Origin of the sequence: Micromonospora sp. NPDC049114, assembly GCF_040648635.1 — a bacterium.
In the GTDB taxonomy this organism is placed as follows: domain Bacteria; phylum Actinomycetota; class Actinomycetes; order Mycobacteriales; family Micromonosporaceae; genus Micromonospora.
In genome coordinates this window covers 94,391-111,200 of sequence record NZ_JBEZEA010000009.1, presented here as the reverse complement: position 1 = coordinate 111,200, position 16,810 = coordinate 94,391, and the positions used below count along the sequence as shown (strand labels likewise).

16 protein-coding genes are annotated in these 16,810 nt (G+C 71.6%); 11 read left to right on the top strand and 5 right to left on the bottom strand.

Going from position 1 to position 16,810, the window contains the following annotated elements; all coding sequences use genetic code 11:
• Nucleotides 1-131: 131 nt before the first annotated feature.
• Together AB0B39_RS23955 and AB0B39_RS23950 are read left to right on the top strand one after the other, a co-directional pair.
• Nucleotides 132-899, top strand: coding sequence for an ABC transporter ATP-binding protein (locus AB0B39_RS23955; RefSeq protein WP_234581947.1), 768 nt, complete (start codon nt 132-134; stop codon nt 897-899).
• A complete protein-coding gene (locus tag AB0B39_RS23950; protein WP_357575445.1) occupies nt 899-3,454 on the top strand; it encodes an ABC transporter permease in 2,556 nt (851 codons plus the stop codon). The genes AB0B39_RS23955 and AB0B39_RS23950 overlap by 1 nt, the downstream gene beginning before the upstream one ends.
• 54 nt (nt 3,455-3,508) lie before the next feature.
• On the opposite strand, the gene AB0B39_RS23945 is transcribed toward AB0B39_RS23950, so the two are convergent.
• Together AB0B39_RS23945 and AB0B39_RS23940 are read right to left on the bottom strand one after the other, a co-directional pair.
• Complete coding sequence (locus AB0B39_RS23945; RefSeq protein WP_234582034.1) at nt 3,509-4,159, bottom strand: HAD family phosphatase; 651 nt, start codon at nt 4,157-4,159, stop codon at nt 3,509-3,511.
• Nucleotides 4,160-4,280: 121 nt separating this feature from the next.
• Entirely contained in the window at nt 4,281-5,024 is a 744-nt protein-coding gene (locus AB0B39_RS23940; RefSeq protein WP_357575444.1) for a neutral zinc metallopeptidase, read from the bottom strand.
• 223 nt (nt 5,025-5,247) lie between these two features.
• Here AB0B39_RS23940 and AB0B39_RS23935 point away from each other — a divergent pair, with 223 nt between their 5' ends.
• From AB0B39_RS23935 to AB0B39_RS23925, 3 genes are all read left to right on the top strand, one after another.
• The gene (locus AB0B39_RS23935) at nt 5,248-5,610 is read left to right on the top strand and encodes a hypothetical protein (RefSeq protein WP_357490253.1); all 363 of its coding nucleotides are present in this window, start codon (nt 5,248-5,250) and stop codon (nt 5,608-5,610) included.
• Between the two features lie 170 nt (nt 5,611-5,780).
• Entirely contained in the window at nt 5,781-6,173 is a 393-nt protein-coding gene (locus AB0B39_RS23930) for a YciI family protein (protein WP_234582035.1), read from the top strand.
• Between the two features lie 4 nt (nt 6,174-6,177).
• Entirely contained in the window at nt 6,178-7,434 is a 1,257-nt protein-coding gene (locus tag AB0B39_RS23925; RefSeq protein WP_357575443.1) for a sigma-70 family RNA polymerase sigma factor, read from the top strand.
• A 65-nt stretch (nt 7,435-7,499) separates the two neighbouring features.
• On the opposite strand, the gene AB0B39_RS23920 is transcribed toward AB0B39_RS23925, so the two are convergent.
• A complete protein-coding gene (locus AB0B39_RS23920) occupies nt 7,500-8,597 on the bottom strand; it encodes an ionic transporter y4hA (protein ID WP_234581952.1) in 1,098 nt (365 codons plus the stop codon).
• Nucleotides 8,598-8,689: 92 nt separating this feature from the next.
• Between AB0B39_RS23920 and AB0B39_RS23915 the strand changes: the two genes are divergently transcribed.
• On the top strand, nt 8,690-9,052 hold the full coding sequence (locus tag AB0B39_RS23915; protein WP_357490250.1) for a metalloregulator ArsR/SmtB family transcription factor: 363 nt from the start codon (nt 8,690-8,692) through the stop codon (nt 9,050-9,052).
• Complete coding sequence (locus AB0B39_RS23910) at nt 9,049-9,552, top strand: SRPBCC family protein (RefSeq protein WP_357575442.1); 504 nt, start codon at nt 9,049-9,051, stop codon at nt 9,550-9,552. The genes AB0B39_RS23915 and AB0B39_RS23910 overlap by 4 nt, the downstream gene beginning before the upstream one ends.
• On the opposite strand, the gene mug is transcribed toward AB0B39_RS23910, so the two are convergent.
• Nucleotides 9,549-10,115, bottom strand: coding sequence for a G/U mismatch-specific DNA glycosylase (gene mug / locus AB0B39_RS23905; protein WP_357575441.1), 567 nt, complete (start codon nt 10,113-10,115; stop codon nt 9,549-9,551). The two genes, AB0B39_RS23910 and mug, sit on opposite strands and share 4 nt — an antisense overlap.
• Nucleotides 10,116-10,219: 104 nt before the next feature.
• Here mug and AB0B39_RS23900 point away from each other — a divergent pair, with 104 nt between their 5' ends.
• A complete protein-coding gene (locus tag AB0B39_RS23900) occupies nt 10,220-10,963 on the top strand; it encodes a methyltransferase domain-containing protein (RefSeq protein ID WP_357490246.1) in 744 nt (247 codons plus the stop codon).
• Between the two features lie 120 nt (nt 10,964-11,083).
• Complete coding sequence (locus AB0B39_RS23895; protein ID WP_357575440.1) at nt 11,084-11,806, top strand: alpha/beta hydrolase; 723 nt, start codon at nt 11,084-11,086, stop codon at nt 11,804-11,806.
• A gap of 30 nt (nt 11,807-11,836) precedes the next feature.
• Here the strand turns inward: AB0B39_RS23895 and AB0B39_RS23890 are convergent, their stop codons facing one another.
• Nucleotides 11,837-12,184 (bottom strand): hypothetical protein, encoded by a 348-nt coding sequence (locus AB0B39_RS23890; RefSeq protein ID WP_357575439.1) that lies wholly within the window; start codon nt 12,182-12,184, stop codon nt 11,837-11,839.
• A 312-nt stretch (nt 12,185-12,496) separates the two neighbouring features.
• Here AB0B39_RS23890 and AB0B39_RS23885 point away from each other — a divergent pair, with 312 nt between their 5' ends.
• Nucleotides 12,497-13,765, top strand: coding sequence for a ThuA domain-containing protein (locus AB0B39_RS23885; RefSeq protein ID WP_357575438.1), 1,269 nt, complete (start codon nt 12,497-12,499; stop codon nt 13,763-13,765).
• 87 nt (nt 13,766-13,852) lie between these two features.
• A complete protein-coding gene (locus tag AB0B39_RS23880) occupies nt 13,853-16,681 on the top strand; it encodes a PQQ-dependent sugar dehydrogenase (RefSeq protein WP_357575437.1) in 2,829 nt (942 codons plus the stop codon).
• The last annotated feature ends 129 nt before the right edge of the window (nt 16,682-16,810 follow it).

The following is a 16,810-nucleotide window of genomic DNA, read 5'->3' as shown; positions in this document are numbered from 1 at the left end:
GCAGCGAGAAATCCGCGCCGGGTCCCCCCAGGGGCGGACGGGGCGGGCGCGAGCAGCGCCGATGATTGAACGGTCACGCCGGACCATCGGGGGGCGGCGTGAGATTCGGACAGACGGAAGAGGTAGATGACGTGACCGCGACGGTAGGCCAGCAGGCGCAGGCCGCGGCCCGGGCGAACGACGTGTGGAAGGTGTACGGCAGCGGCGAGGCTCAGGTCATCGCGCTGCGGGGGGTCAGCGCGGAGTTCGAACGTGGCCGCTTCACCGCGATCATGGGCCCGTCGGGTTCCGGCAAGTCGACGCTGATGCACTGCCTGGCCGGTCTGGACTCGGTGACCCGGGGGACGGTGTCGATCGGTGCGACGACGGTCACCGGCCTCGGTGACTCGGGGCTGACGAAGCTGCGCCGGGACAAGGTGGGCTTCATCTTCCAGCAGTTCAACCTGCTGCCGACGCTCACCGCGAAGGAGAACATCCTGCTGCCGTTGTCGATCGCCGGTCGCAAGCCGGACCCGGCCTGGTACGACACGGTGATCAAGACGGTGGGCCTGCAGGACCGGTTGGACCACCGGCCGGCGCAGCTCTCCGGCGGTCAGCAGCAGCGGGTGGCGTGTGCGCGGGCGCTGGTCTCCCGCCCCGACGTGATCTTCGCGGACGAGCCGACCGGCAACCTGGACTCGCGCTCCGGCGCGGAGGTGCTCGGCTTCCTGCGCAACTCCGTACGTGAGCACGGCCAGACCATCGTCATGGTCACCCACGACCCGACCGCCGCGGCGTACGCCGATCGGGTGGTCTTCCTCGCCGACGGGCAGATCGTCTCGGAGTTGATCGAGCCGACCGCCGACACGGTGCTGGACACCATGAAGAAGCTGGACACCCCGGCTGAGGTGGGCAACTGATGTTCCGGGCGACACTCAAGAGTCTGCTGGCCCGCAAGGTCCGGCTGATCCTGTCCGGGCTGGCGGTGGTGCTCGGGGTCATGTTCGTCTCCGGCGCGTTCGTGCTGACCGACACGCTGGGCCGCTCCTTCGACTCGGTCTTCGCCGACGGTTTCTCCGAGATCGACGTGAACGTCGCGGCGAAGCCGAAGGTGCAGGTCGACGAGATGGAGGGCGAGCAGACCGCCGCTCCGCTGCCGGCCGCCGTGGTGGACCGGGTCAAGCAGGTGCCGGGCGTGGCCTCGGCGACCGGCATCGTCAACGCCGACGGTGCCCGGGTGATCGGCAGCAACGGCAAGGTGATCACCTCGTTCGGTCCGCCCCAGTTGGGCGAGAACTGGATCGGCGAGACCGACCTGATGCAGTTGCGGGAGGGGCGCGCGCCGCAGGCCGAGGACGAGATTGTTCTCAACAAGGCGCTGGCCACGGCCGCGAAGGTGCAGGTCGGCCAGAAGGTCGGTGTGCTCACCGCGTTCGAGTCGAAGAAGCGGGACTTCACCCTGGTCGGGATCATGGGTTACAGCGGTGACCGGGACTCGATCGGCGGGGTCAACGAGGTCTTCTTCACCACGCCGGTGGCGCAGCGGCTGATGCTGGGCGAGCCGGACACGTTCAGCAGCATCACGCTGCGCGCCGCCGACGGCGTCTCGGACGAGCGGCTGCGCGACGACGTGGCCCGGACCCTGGGCGCGGACTTCGAGGTCAAGACGGGCAAGCAGGTGGCCGCGGACGCCTCTGCCGGGCTGAAGGAGGGCCTGTCCTTCTTCAACAAGATCCTGCTCGGCTTCGCCGCGGTGGCGCTGCTGGTGGGCACGTTCCTGATCCTCAACACCTTCTCGATCATCGTGGCGCAGCGGACCCGGGAGCTGGCGCTGATGCGCGCGATCGGCGCCAGCGGCCGGCAGATCATCGGTTCGGTGGTGCTGGAGGCCATCGCGGTCGGGTTGATCGCGTCGGTGCTCGGCCTGGCGGCCGGCATCGGTGTGGGCGCGCTGCTGGCGTACCTGTTCGGCAAGTTGGCCGGTGGGCTGACCCTGGCCGGGATCGGCGTGCCGGCGGCAGCGGTGATCGGTTCCTTCGGCGTCGGTCTGGTGATCACCGTGGTGGCGGCGCTGCTGCCGGCCCTGCGGGCATCCCGGATCCCGCCGATCGCCGCCATGCAGGACGTGGCGACCCCGGACCGGCCGCTGACCAAGATCACGGTGGCCGGGTCGGTGGTCACCGGCATCGGCGCGCTGCTGCTCTTCCTTGGGCTCAGCGGCAACGCGGGTGGTCAGACTCTGTCCACCATCCTGGGTGGGGTGCTGTTCGCCTTCATCGGCGTGGCGCTGCTGACCCCGCTGATCAGTCGGCCGGTGGTGAGCCTGCTCGGCGCGATCTTCTCCTGGTCGGTGCCGGGCCAGTTGGGCCGGCTGAACTCGGGGCGCAACCCGCGCCGCACCGCGATCACCGCAGCCGCGCTGATGGTCGGCATCGCGCTGGTCACCGGCGTCACGGTGATCCTCGATTCGGCCAAGGGCAGCATCAGCGCCCTCGCCCAGGACACCATCAAGGCCGAGCTGGTGATCTCCGGCCAGCAGGGCGGGCCGCGTCCGCCGAGCTTCGACCCGGGTGTCCTGGACCGGGCCAAGGCCCTGCCCGGCGTGCAGTTGGTCGACGGCGAGTACGGCGACATGGCCAGGATCAACGGCGAGGGCACCTGGGTGGCGGCGAGCAGCGACGTCGCGTCGCTGCGGCAGATCTTCGGCGCGAAGGCCACCGCCGGTGACATCGACCGGCTCGGACCGACCCAGATGCTCGCCAGCTCCGACACCGCCAAGTCCCGTGGCTGGTCGGTCGGCTCGACAGTGAATGTGCAGCTGACCCGGGGCGAGGCCCAGACGTACACGATCAGCGGGATCTACGAGTCGTCGCAGCTGACCAACCCGGTGACGTTGCCGGCGACCGCGGCGAAGGACTTCGCCATCCCGCAGCCCATCCAGGGCTTCATCCAGCTGGCGCCGGGCGCCCGGGTGGCCGACGTGCAGCCGCAGGTGGAGGCGCTGCTCGCGGACAGCCCCGAGGTGTCGGTGGCCGATCGGGACGCGTTCATCCAGCAGCAGATGAGCTCGCTCGACGGGCTGCTCACGATGATCCAGATCCTGCTGGCGCTGGCCATCGTGATCGCCGTCCTGGGCATCGTCAACACCCTCGCGCTGTCGGTGCTGGAGCGGACCCGGGAACTGGGCCTGCTGCGGGCCATCGGCCTGCGCCGCGGGCAGACCATGGGCATGATCACGGTCGAGGCGGTGGTGATCTCCGTGTTCGGGGCGCTGCTGGGCGTGGCGGTCGGCAGCGGCCTCGGCGCCGCAGTGGTCGAGGCGCTCAAGGACGAGGGCATCACCGACCTGATCCTGCCCTGGGGGCAGATGGGCGTCTTCCTCGGTCTCGCCGCGATCATCGGGGTGGTGGCGGCGGTGCTGCCCGCCGTGCGGGCGGCCCGGATCAACGTCCTGGGCGCGATCGCCCACGACTGACGTCGGGCAGGAAAAAGGGGGATCCCGCACTTGCGGGGTCCTCCTTTTTTCGCCTCAGGCCACGGCGCGGTCGGCCAGCAGGGCCGCGAGCACCTCCAGGTCCACGCCCGTCAGGCTCTCCACCTGGTGTACGCCGGTCCCGTCGGGCAACGGCACCTCGGCGGGTACGGCCAGCACGGCCGCGCCGGAGGCGAGCGCGCTGGCCACCCCGGTCGGTGAGTCCTCGATCGCCACACACCGCTCGATCGGGACGCCGAGCAGCCGCGCGGCTGTCAGGTAGGGCTCCGGGTGGGGCTTGGCCGCGACCACCTCGTCGCCGGCGACCACCACGTCGAAGGTGTCCCGCCCCAGGGTGTCCAGGGCGATCTCGACGAGGGCCCGCGGGCTGGACGTGACCAGCGCCGTGGGGATTCCCGCCGCGCGGACCGCGTGCACCAGGTCGAACGCCCCCGGCCGCCAGGGCAGACCGGCCCGGAACAGGTCCAGGATCCGGGCGTTGATCCACGCCGCGCTGACCTCGGGGTCCCGTTCGGGCTGCCCCAGGTCGTCGTGCAGGATGCGCATCGACTCGGCCATGGCGGTGCCGACGATCGACCGGCGGGCGTCGGCGGAGAGGTCACCGCCGTACTCGCGCGCCAGTTCCTGCAGCGCGACGTCCCACAGCTTCTCGCTGTCGACCAGCGTGCCGTCCATGTCGAAGAGCACGGCGGCGGGGTGTTGGCTGCTCAGCGGATCCTCCAGGGTCGTGGGCGACACCGGCGATCCTGCCAGCACGGCCCGTGGCCGGTGGCGGCAACGGGCGTCGGGGTGATCCGGGCAACCCCGCTCAGCCCAGGTCGCACTCGGAGAGCGAACGCTCGTAGCCGCGGAAGAACATGTCGGTGCGCTGCTCGGCGGTGCCGTGCGCGCCCTCGGCGAACCACGGCTGGTCGGGGTCGTCGCCGACGGCCGCCACCCCCTCCCGGAACTCGTCCAGGTCGCCCTCGGCGAGACTCAGGTCGCCGGAGCGCACCGAATCGCCGAGGTACGCCCCCGCCATGCAGTCGGCCTGCAACTCCTGCTGGATGGTGTAGCTGTAGTTGATGCCGAGGCGCACCTGGATGCCGTGGGCGTACTCGTGGCCGAGCAGGTAAAACACGAACGCGTCACCGACCTCGCGGAACGCCGCCACCGACCAGGCGACGTCGTACGCGATGAAGTCGCCCTGCGAGCAGTAGACCGCGTTGTTGCGGGGCAGCGGCTGCCCGCCGCAGGACACCTCGCCGGCCCGCTGGTACGGGGTGACCCGCCGGATCGGTTGGAAGCGCTTGCCGGACGCCTTGAACTGGGCCGCCCAGTAGCGCTCGGCGACCGCCTGCGCGTCGGCGACGTCCTGCTTGAACTCGGCCACGCTCGTGGTGCTGTCGGCGCGGGTGGTGCTCGGCCCCGGCGAGGCGGCCGGCGGGTTCGCTCCCGGGCGTTCGCCCTCCGGCTCGGCCAGTCCACCGCCGGCGCAGGCGAGCGACACCAGCGCGGCGACCACCAGGCCCGCCAGGGGCGCCCGGGCGTCGCGTCCTGACCATGCCCCCACTGTGCCTCCCCAGACCTCGGCGCTCGCACGGCGCAGTACCCCGACGGTACGACCGCCACGCCCATCGGATCCCACGCACCACCGGGCCGGGCGGTTCACGGGCCGGGCGGTTCACGGGCCGGCCGGGCGGCTCGACCCGCAGACCGGCCGGGCGGTTCACGTGGCCGGCGCTGGCCGCCACAATGGCCCGAAGCGGACGTGGCCGTCCGGTGAGGAGGGCGACGTGCACGTGCTGGGCAGCCGCCGACGCAGCCAACCGGCCCCGGCGCATGTCGTGTGGCGGTCGCTGCGTGACCCGTACGCTGCTGGCAGTCGTCAGTGGTTGGAGTTGCGCGACGACGAGGTGCCGCCCCGGGTGGTGGCGGGCTACGCGCCGGTGCTGCTGGTGTGGTCGTCGCTGTGGCCGCACCGGCCGCTGGACCGGATCCGCTTCGATGTGACGCACGGCCTGCCCGGCGGGGACTGCACGCTGCGCTGGACCCTGACCACCGAGGCGGACCTACCGAGCGAGAGCACCCTCGGCTACCTGCGGCACCGCCTCAACTACCTGATCAACAACCGCCTCCGCCTCTCCTACGGCCAGTAAGCCCCGTTGATCATGAAGTTGTTGCCCTCGGACGCGGCGTGTCGGGGCAACAACTTCATGGTCAACGGGTCTGGTGGGGGCGGGAGTGTCCGGGGAGCGGGGTTGGGTTCGACGTTTCCGGTGAGCGGTGCCGGGGCGGCACCGGAGACAGGAGGGCCACCGTGAAGTACATGATTCTGCTCTACGGGTCGCAGCAGGACTACGACGTGCTGTCGGGGCGGGCGTCCGACCGACCGGCCATGTCCGCCGAGCAGATCGCGGCCATGCACCAGCACATGGAGACGTTCCACCAGGCGCTCGCCGAATCCGGGGAACTCGTCGACGCGCGGGGCCTCAGCGAGCCGGTGCACGCCCGTCGCGTCCGGGTACGCGACGGGGCGTCCGTCATCACCGACGGCCCGTACCCGGAGACGCAGGAGGTGCTCGCGGGTTACACGATCGTGGAGTGCGCCAGCTTCGACCGGGCCACCGAGATCGCCGCCGGCCTGGTCGACCCGGACAGCCCCGGCGCGTACGTGGACGTGCGGCCGGTGCTGGACGGCGTCGAGGACCTGGCCGGCTGACCAGGTGCCGGCGACGCCCGTCGAGGATCTGCTGCGCGAGCTGGCGCCGCAGGTCCTCGGCGCGCTGGTCCGCCGCTACGGGCACTTCGACACCGCCGAGGACGCGGTGCAGGAGGCGCTGATCGCGGCAGCGGACGCGTGGCCGCGCGACGGCGTACCGGACAATCCCCGCGCGTGGCTGATCACCGTCGCGTCCCGGCGGCTCACCGACCTGCTCCGGCGCGACCAGGCGCGGACGCGGCGGGAGGAGACGGCGGCGCGCTGGGTGCTGCCGGAACAGTGGTTGGCGCCGGCCGCCGACCGGTCCCCGGCAGACGCCGACGACACGCTCATCCTGCTGTTCCTGTGCTGCCACCCGGCGCTGACGCCGGCGTCGCAGATCGCGCTGACGCTGCGCGCGGTGGGCGGGTTGAGCACCGCCGAGGTGGCCCGCGCGTTCCTGGTGCCGGAGGCGACGATGAGCCGGCGGATCAGCCGGGGCAAGCAGCGCATCCGCGACAGCGGCCTGCGGTTCGCGCCACCGACCGGGGCCGAGCGCGCCGACCGGGTCGCCGCGGTGCTGCACGTGCTCTACCTGATCTTCACCGAGGGGTACGCGCGGACCGCCGGCCCGGGACTGCTGCGCGCCGACCTGACCGCCGAGGCGATCCGGCTGACGCGGCTGGTGCACCGGCTGCTGCCCGACGACCCCGAGGTCGCGGGGCTGCTCGCGTTGATGCTGCTCACCGACGCCCGCGCACCGGCGCGGATCGGCGTCCACGGCGAGTTGGTGCCGATGGCCGAGCAGGATCGCGGCCGGTGGCGGGCCGACCAGATCGCCGAGGGGGTCGCCCTGATCACCGGGGCGCTGCCGCGCGGGGTGGTCGGGCCGTACCAGCTCCAGGCGGCGATCGCGGCCGTGCACGACGAGGCGCCGAGCGCGGCGGCCACCGACTGGGCGCAGATCACCGCCCTGTACGAGGTGCTGCTCGGCCTGTCCGACAATCCGGTCGTGGCGCTCAACCACGCGGTGGCGGTGGCCATGAGCCGGGGAGCGCCGGCCGGCCTGGCGCTGCTGGCCGACCTGGCCGACGACGTCCGGTTGGCCGACGATCCGCGGCTGCCTGCCGCTCGCGCCCACCTGTGGGAGCTGATCGGTGAGCGGGTCGCGGCGCGGGAGGCGTACCGGATGGCGGCGGCACGCTCGACGAACCTGGCGCAGCAGCGCTACCTGAACGCCCGCGCGGTCCGGCTTGCGGCCGACCCGCCGACCGCCGGCTGAGCCGACCGCCGACTGGGTCGGCCACCGGTGACGAATCAGCGCTGAGGGGCGCGACACCGAGAAGGTCAGGGGCTGGCGGCCAGGAAGACGAACGCGGCAAGCAGCACCAGGTGCACGCCGCCCTGCAACACGTTGGCCCGCCCCGGCACCACGGTCAGCACTGCCGTCACCGCGGTGAGCGCGAGCAGCGCGAGCTGGGTGCCGCCGAGGCCGAGCAGCAGCGGGCCGTCCAGCCAGATCGAGGCGATGGCGATGGCCGGGATGGTCAGGCCGATGCTGGCCATCGCCGAGCCGAGGGCGAGATTGAGGCTGATCTGCACGCGGTCGCGGCGCGCGGCGCGGGCGGCGGCCAGGGTCTCCGGCAGCAGCACCAGCAGGGCGATGATCACGCCGACGAACGCGTGCGGCAGGTTCGCCGCGGCGACGCCGGCCTCGATGGTCGGTGAGACGGTCTTGGCGTCGCCGACCACCGCGACCAGCGCCACCAGCAGCAGCCCCAGGCTGACCAGCGCGGCGCGGGTCGTCGGCGGCTTGGCGTGCTCCTCCGCGTCGATCACCCGACCCTGGCTGTCGACCGGCAGGAAGTAGTCGCGGTGCCGGCCGGTCTGCACCAGCACGAACAACCCGTAGAGCGCCAGCGACGCCACGGCGGCGAAGGTGAGCTGGGCCGGGCTGAACTGCGGGCCGGGCCGGGCCGTGAACGTCGGGATGACCAGGCTCAGGGTGGCCAGGGTGATCACGGTGGCCAGCGCGCCGCCGGTGCCCTCGGGGTTGAACACCGCGACGCGACGACGCAGCGCCCCGAGCAGCAGGGACAGGCCGAGTATCCCGTTACAGGTGATCATGACGGCGGCGAAGACGGTGTCCCGGGCGAGCGACTGGGTCTTCTCCGGCCCGCTGATCATCAGCGTGACGATGAGGGCGACCTCGATCACGGTGACCGCGACGGCGAGCACCAGCGACCCGTACGGCTCCCCCACCCGGTGGGCGACCACCTCCGCGTGGTGCACGGCCGCGAGGACCGCGCCGCCCAGCAACGCGGCGACCACCACGACGATGGGGGCGGGAAGTTCTCGCCCCCAGGTCACGAGCAACACCAGCACCGCGAGTACGGGTACGGCGACGGTCCAATCGAGCAGGCGGGATCGAAGCTGGGCTGGCATGCCGTCAAGAGTGCCAGGTCACCTGATCATGTGCCCACCATCGACGCGACGCCGGGGGCGCAGACCCGTAACCTATGGGTTACCCTTTCGCCGTGGACGAGGTGGCCACCGCGATCGCGGACCCGGTGCGGCGGCGCATCCTGACCATGCTGCGCGACGCGCCGCTGGCCGCCGGTGAGATCGCCCAGCGGTTCGCCATCAGCCGACCCGCGGTCAGTCGCCACCTGCGGGTGCTGCGGGAGAGCGGGCTGGTCCGCGACGAGCTGATCGGCCGCCGCAGGATCTACCGGCTCGACCCCGGCCCGCTCGCCGCGCTGATCAACTGGCTCGCCGGGTTCACCGCGGCGGAGCAGTGGGAGCAGCGCCTCGACGCCCTGGAGACCGAGGTCCATCGCACCCGCCGGGAACGCCGCGCCCGCGGCCCGGCGGCACACCGAACGGAGCACATCGCATGACCCGTACACCCGCTGGCCGCCTGTTCCGCACCGCCACCGGCCACGATCTCGTCCTGACCCGCACCTTCCGCGCCCCGGCGGCGGACGTGTGGGCCAGCCTGACCGAGTCGGAGCGCACGGCCCGCTGGTTCGGCCCGTGGGAGGGCGACGCCGGGCCCGGCCGGACCATCCGGGTCCAGATGGCGTACGAGGAGCAGCAGCCCTGGTGCGAGGTGCGCATCGAGGTGTGTGAGCCGCAGCGGCGCCTCGGCGTCTCGATGATCGACGGCTCGGGCAACTGGCTGCTGGAGTTCGCGCTGACCGAGACCGACGGCACCACCGAGCTGCGCTTCGCCCAGCGCCTCACCAGCCTGGACGGCATCGCGGAGGTGGGCGCCGGCTGGGAGTACTACCTGGACATGCTCGTCGCGTCGCGGGACGGCTCCCGTCGGCCGGAGTTCGACGAGTACCACCCCGCCATGACCCCCTACTACCGGGCGCTGGCCACCGACGGCGTCTAGGAGCTGGCTTCCCGCAGCGCCGCGAACTCGGCCGTCAGCGCCGGCAGCGGGAAGTGCGCGTTCAGGCCGCTGGGGTTGGGCAGCACCCAGACCCGGGCGGGGCCCAGGGGCTCCGGCTGCGGGCCCAGCCCGGCCTTCGGCCTGACGAACGCGATCCGGTACGCGGTCACCCCGAGAATCGCCACCCACCTCGGCCGGTGCCGCTCGGCCTTGACCGCCAGCCCGGTCACCCCGGCCACCAGCTCCGCCGGGGTCAGCTCGTCGGCGCGGGCGGTGGCCCGGTTGCTCAGGCTGGTGATCCCCAGCCCCTGCGCGAGCAGCTCGGCGCGCTCCCACGGGCGCAGCTCCCGGTCGGTGAAGCCGGCGCCGTGCAGGGCCGGCCAGAAGCGACTGCCCCGGCGGGCGAAGTGCTCCCCCACCGCCGCCGAGTACAGGCCCGGGTTGAAGCCGCAGAACAGCACCCGCAGGCCCGGGCCGATCACGTCCACCAGGCCACGACCGGCCGCGGCCGCGACCTCGTGGCGGGTCGGCGGCCGCCAGGGCTGCGCCGCGCCCGCGTCCATCACACCGATCCTTCCGTACGCTCCGGCACCCGTCCCGACCTGCGCGCAACCCGAACGCACCCACCCGGTGCGCGCCGGTGATCACGACTTGACACCCTGGACGGATGCACAGCACCGACCACCTCGCCGCCAGCCGGTACGCGCGGATGCTCTGGAACACGCCGCTCTCGGAGGAGCACGCCGCCCTGCTGCTGCGACGACTCGACGTACGCCCCGGCGCGCGCGTGCTCGACCTGGGCTGCGGCTGGGGTGAGCTGCTGCTGCGCGCCGTCGCCGCCGGCGGCGTGGCGGGCCCCGTCGCGACGAGGGGCGTCGGCGTCGACACCGACGAGGCCGCCCTCGCCCGGGGGCGCCGGCTCGCCGCCGAGAAGTCGCTGAACCGGCACGTCGCCTTCGTCATGGGCGAGGCGGCAGCCTGGCACGAGCCGGCCGACCGGGTCCTGTGCATCGGCTCGGCGCACGTCTTCGGCGGCACCGGCGCGGCTCTCGACGCGCTCGCCAGCGTGGTCCGCCCGGGCGGGCGGCTGCTGCTCGGCGAGGGGTACTGGCAGTCCGAACCCACCGCCGAGGCCACACGGATCTTCGGTGCGGACGTCACCGATCTCGCGGGCCTCGTCGAGGCCGCCCGCACGCGGGGGTGGCGGCTGCTGCACCTGAGCGCCGCCGACCAGCGGGAGTGGGACGACTTCGAGTCCACCTGGCTCGCGGGCCGGCAGGAGTGGCTGCTGACGTACCCCGAGGATCCCCGCGCGGACCAGGTTCGCGCGGAGCTCGACGACCGGCTGCGCCAGTACGTCGGCGGCTACCGGGGCGTCCTGGGCCTCGCGTACCTCGTCCTCGGTCGCTGACGCCACCGGCGCAAGCTGCCCGTTTCGCCCACCGACCGCGTCCCGATGAGGGAGAGTGCTGGCGAGACCTGTCGTCGGCGGCCGGGCCGTGCCTCGGCGTCGTCGTGTGCGGAGGTGCGGATGAGCGGCACGACCCCGACCGGGCCCGTCAACAACGTGGTCCTGGTGCACGGCGCCTACGCCGACGGCTCCTCCTGGTCCGACGTCATTCCGCTCCTGCAGCGGGCCGGGTTGACGGTCACCGCGGTGCAGAACCCGCTGACCTCCCTTGCCGACGACGTGGCGGCCACCAACCGCGCCCTCGACCGGCAGGACGGGCCGACGGTGCTGGTGGGGCACTCCTGGGCGGGCACGGTCATCAGCGAGGCCGGCAACCACCCCAAGGTCACCGCCCTGGTGTACGTCGCCGCCCGCGCGCCGGACGCCGGAGAGGACTTCACGGCGCTCGCGGCGCGGTTCCCCACCCCACCGGCGAACGCCGGGCTCGTGCACAACGACGGCTTCGCGCAACTCAGCGAGAAGGCCTTCCTCGACGACTTCGCCGGCGGCGTCGACGCGACCCGTGCGCGTTCCCTCTTCGCGGCTCAGGGGCCGATCGCAGGGAACCTCTTCGCCGGCCGCACGACTGTCGCGGCCTGGCGGGACCGGCCCTGCTACTACTCCGTCTCCACGGCGGACCGGACCACCGCACCCGAGCTGGAGCGGTTCCTGGCCGAGCGGATGAACGCGACGACGATCGAGGTCGACTCCTCGCACCTCGCCATGGTCACGCACCCCGAGACGATCGCCGACCTCATCCTCATGGCGACCAGGGGCACTCGCGACCCGCAGCCGAACACCTGAGGCTGACCACCGCGACGCTGGCGCGCACCGTCAGGTCAGGGCACACACGGTGCCGCAGTACGGGCAGTGCGCGCGCTTGGCGTTCGAGGTGACCTCCACATCGCAGCGTGGACACCTGCCGTTCTCCCACAGGCCCTGATCCAGGCCGAGCCCGCCGCCGTAGTAGTCGCGATCGGGCCAGGCGACCAGCTCGACGCCGAGGCCCGGCTCGACGTCGTCCTCGAACCAGGTGACGCTGGCCAGGGTCAGCACCGTTCGCATGCCGTACGCCTCCTGCGTGAACCCCGGCAGGGCACGCCGCAGGACGTCGACCAGCTCACGGACCGGCAGCGCCGCGAGCTGCCCGGCGAGGCGCTCGCGATCTTCGTCGGTGGACATACCGCCGACCCTACGTCCCGCCCCGACTCCGGCGCTGAGGGTGCCGTGGTGCGTCCCAGGCCGGAGCGGGTGGGCTTGACGGGGCGCAGACATCGGAGGTTTACTGCGTCAGCGATGTGAATCGATGCACCGTGACCGTCCACAGAGGTTGGTCGGAGTCATCGGCTGGCCAATCGCACGTCACCACCGCTCCACATCACCGCTCCACATCAGCCGAGCATCGGCGGCCCGGCTTCCGCACCACCGCCACCCTGGCCCCGGGCGTGCCCTCGCGCACCCCTCGGGGTCGACGCTCAGCTAAGGAGCAGGACCATGCGTTCCCGTCCCCGCCTGTTGGCATTCGTCACCGGCCTGGCCGTGTTGATGGCCGGCCTGATAACCCTTCCCACGACAGCCTCGGCCGCACCGCTGACCAAGGTGCTGGTGTTCAGCAAGACCGCCGGCTTCCGGCACTCGTCCATCCCGACCGGGGTCGCGGCCATCCAGCAGCTCGGCGCTGCCAACGGCTTCAGCGTGACCGCCACCGAGGACGCCGGCCAGTTCACCACCTCCAACCTGGCCCAGTACCAGGCAGTGGTCTTCATGTCGACGACCGGCGACGTCCTCAACTCCAGCCAGCAGACGGCCTTCGAGCAGTACATCGCCGCCGGCGGCGGGTACGTCGGCGTGCACGCCGCGGCCGACACCGAGTACAGCTGGCCGTGGTACGGCCAACTCGTCGGCGCGTGGTTCGACTCGCACCCGGCGATCCAGACCGCGACCGTGAAGATCGAGGACCGGACCAACCCGTCGACCGCGCACCTCGGCGCCACCTGGGTCCGCTCCGACGAGTGGTACAACTACCGCACCAACCCCCGGTCCAGCGCACGGGTTCTGGCCAGCCTCGACGAGTCGTCCTACAGCGGCGGCAACATGAACGGCGACCACCCGATCACCTGGTGCAAGGCGTACGGCGGTGGGCGGGCCTGGTACACGGGTCTCGGGCACACCGAGGCGTCGTACAGCGACCCGAACTTCACCCGGATGCTGCTCGGTGGTTTGCAGGTCGCCGCGGGTTCGGTGAGCGCCAACTGCTCGCCGGGGTCGACGAACCCGACCACCCCGCCGCCGACCACGGCCCCGCCGACGACGGCCCCGCCGACCACCCCGCCGCCGACCACGGCCCCGCCGACCACCCCGCCGCCGGCCGCGACCGGCTCCACCCTGCGGGCCCGCGCCAACAACCAGTACGTCAGCGCCCCCAACGCCACCACGGCGCTGATCGCCAACAAGACCTCCGCCGGCACCAGTGAGCGGTTCGAGGTGGTCAACCTCGCCAACGGCAACGTCGCGCTGCGCGCCAAGAGCAACGGACAGTTCGTCGCGGCGGAGAACGCCGGGGCCTCGGCGCTGATCGCCAACCGGGCCACCGCCGGCGCGTGGGAGACGTTCCAGCTGATCCGTAACTCCGACGGCACGGTGAGTCTGCGGGCCACCGTGAACAGCCGGTACGTGGCCGCCGACAACGCTGGCGCGTCCCCGCTGATCGCCAACCGGACCTCCATCGGTCAGTGGGAGAAGTTCGACTTCGTCACCAACTGACCGCTCCGCGGCTAGCTCCCCACCACCCTCACCTGGCCGTGGTGCGCCCCCGCACGCCCCGGCCCTGGTCGTCGAGGAAGGACGATCATGCTTTCGAAATCCCGGCGCTGGTCCCGGGCACTCGTCGCGGCGGTCACCACCGTCGCGAGTGTGACCCTGGCAGTAGTCGCGCCCTCCACCGCCGCGCAGGCGGTGGTGATTCCCGCTAGTGACTACCAGCAGGTCAAACTCGCCACCGGCTCGGCCGAGCTGGGCGAGGCCATGTCCCTGGCCGTTCTGCCCAACCGCTCGGTGCTGCACACCGCCCGCAACGGCGTCCTGCGGGTCACCGACGTGGCCGGCAACACCAAGGTCTCCGGCACCCTGTCCGTCTACACGCACGACGAGGAGGGGTTGCAGGGCGTCGCCGTCGACCCCAACTTCGCCACCAACCGGTGGATCTACCTGTACTACTCGCCCACGTTGAGCACCCCGTCCGGGGACGCCCCCACCACCGGCACGCAGTCGGACTGGGACCGGTGGAAGGGGCACCTGCGGCTGTCCCGGTTCACCCTCAACAGCGACGACACGGTCAACATGAGCAGCGAGAAGATCGTGCTCCAGGTCGCCAACGACCGCGGGCAGTGCTGCCACGTCGGCGGTGACCTGGACTTCGACGCCGCCGGCAACCTGTACCTGACCACCGGTGACGACACCAACCCGTTCGAGTCGTCGGGCTACGCGCCGCTGGACGAGCGGACCAACCGCAACCCGCAGTTCGACGCCCAGCGCTCGGCGGGAAACACCAACGACCTGCGGGGCAAGGTGCTGCGGATCAAGCCGCAGGCGGACGGGACGTACACGATCCCGTCGGGCAACCTGTTCGCGCCCGGCACGGCCAACACCCGTCCGGAGATCTACGCGATGGGTCTGCGCAACCCGTTCCGGATGAGCGTCGACAAGGCGACAGGCGTCGTCTACGTCGGCGACTACGGCCCGGACGCCGGGAGCACCAACTCCAGCCGCGGTCCGCAGGGTCAGGTGGAGTTCAACCGCATCACGGCGCCCGGCAACTTCGGCTGGCCGTACTGCACCGGCAGCAACACGAGCACCGAAACATACAATGAATACACCTTCCCGTCCGGGCCGTCGCAGTCGAAGTACAACTGCACGGGCGGGCCGACCAACAACTCGTTCCGCAACACGGGCCTGGGCACGCTGCCCGCGGCGAAGCCGGCCTGGATCAAGTACGCCGGCGACTCCGGATCACCGTCGGAGTTCGGCAGCGGCTCCGAGTCGCCGATGGCCGGGCCGGTGTACCGGTACGACGCCTCGCTCAACTCCAGCGTCAAGTTCCCGCAGTCGTTGAACGGCCTGTTCTTCGCCGGCGAGTACGGCCGCCGCTGGATCAAGCCCATCGCCATCAACTCCGACGGCTCCCGCGGCGAGATCTCCTCGTTCCCGTGGAGCGGCACGCAGGTCATGGACATGGCCTTCGGCCCGGACGGCGCGCTGTACGTGCTGGACTACGGCACGGGCTCGAACAACCAGGCGCTGTTCCGGATCGAGTACATCGGCGGCGGCAACCGCAACCCGATCGCGGTCGCCTCGGCGAACCCGACGTCGGGGGCCAACCCGTTGACCGTGAACTTCTCGTCGGCCGGCAGCTCCGACCCCGAGGGCGGGGCGCTGAGCTACCTGTGGACGTTCGGTGACGGCACCACGTCGACGGCGGCCAACCCCACCAAGACGTACACCACCAACGGCACCTACTCCCCCACGTTGAAGGTCACCGACCCGACCGGCCTGTCCGGCACGGCGAGCCTTGTCGTCACCGTGGGCAACACCGCGCCGACGGTGACGCTGACCTCGCCCGTCGATGGGCAGCTGTTCAGCTTCGGTGACACCGTGTCGTACCAGATCAGCGTGAGCGACCCACAGGACGGCACCATCGACTGTTCCAAGGTGAGCATGACGTACGCGCTGGGCCACGACAGCCACGCCCACCAGATCACCTCGAAGAACGGGTGCAGCGGCTCGATCACCGTCCCGACCGACGGTGAGCACGACGCGGCGGCCAACATCTACGGGGTCTTCGACGCCGCCTACACCGACAACGGCGGGCTGACCACGCACAGCATCAAGACGCTGCAGCCGAAGCACCGCCAGGGTGAGCACTTCGGCGCCCAGTCGGGTGTGCAGGCGACCGACCACACCAGCGCCGAGGGTGGTCGTACCGCCGGGTTCATCGAGAACAACGACTGGATCTCGTACCAGCCGTACAACCTGACCGGTGCGAACCGCATCACCGTGCGGGCGTCGTCGGCCGGGGCGGGTGGCACGATCGAGGTGCGGACCGGTTCGGCCACCGGCACCCTGCTGGGCACTGTCACGGTGCCAGTGACCGGCAACTGGGAGACCTTCACCGAGGTGTCCGGCACGATCAGCAACCCGCCCAGCGCGTCGACAACGCTGTACCTGGTGTTCAAGGGCGGGTCGGGCTACCTGTTCGACGTCGACGCGTTCACCTTCGCCACCGGCACCCCCAGCACGCCGGTGACCACCATGCGGGCCCAAATCAACAACCAGTACGTGTCGGCGGTCGGCACCACCGCGTTGATCGCCAACAAGGCCAGCGTCGGTAGCACCGAGCAGTTCGACCGGGTGGACGCCGGCAACGGCAACATCGCGCTGCGGTCGCGCGCCAACGGTCTCTACGTCTCGGCCACGAACGCGGGCGCGGGAGCGCTGGTCGCCAGCGGCACGTCGATCGGGACGTCGGAGACGTTCCAGCTCATCACCAACTCGGATGGGACGGTGAGCCTGCGCGCCACGGTCAACAACCAGATCGTGTGCGCCGAGAACGCCGGGGCGAGCTCGTTGATCGCCAACCGCACGTCGGTGGGAGCCTGGGAGAAGTTCGTCCTGGGCAGTTAGGCGGCGGTACCCGGCCTGGTCGGCGGCCGGGCCGTTGAACGGCGGGAGTCCGGGGCGGGCGGTGCGAACCGTCCGCCCCGGCTCCTTTTCCGGTCGTCGTCTCGGGCCCGCGTGGGTCAGCTCGCACCG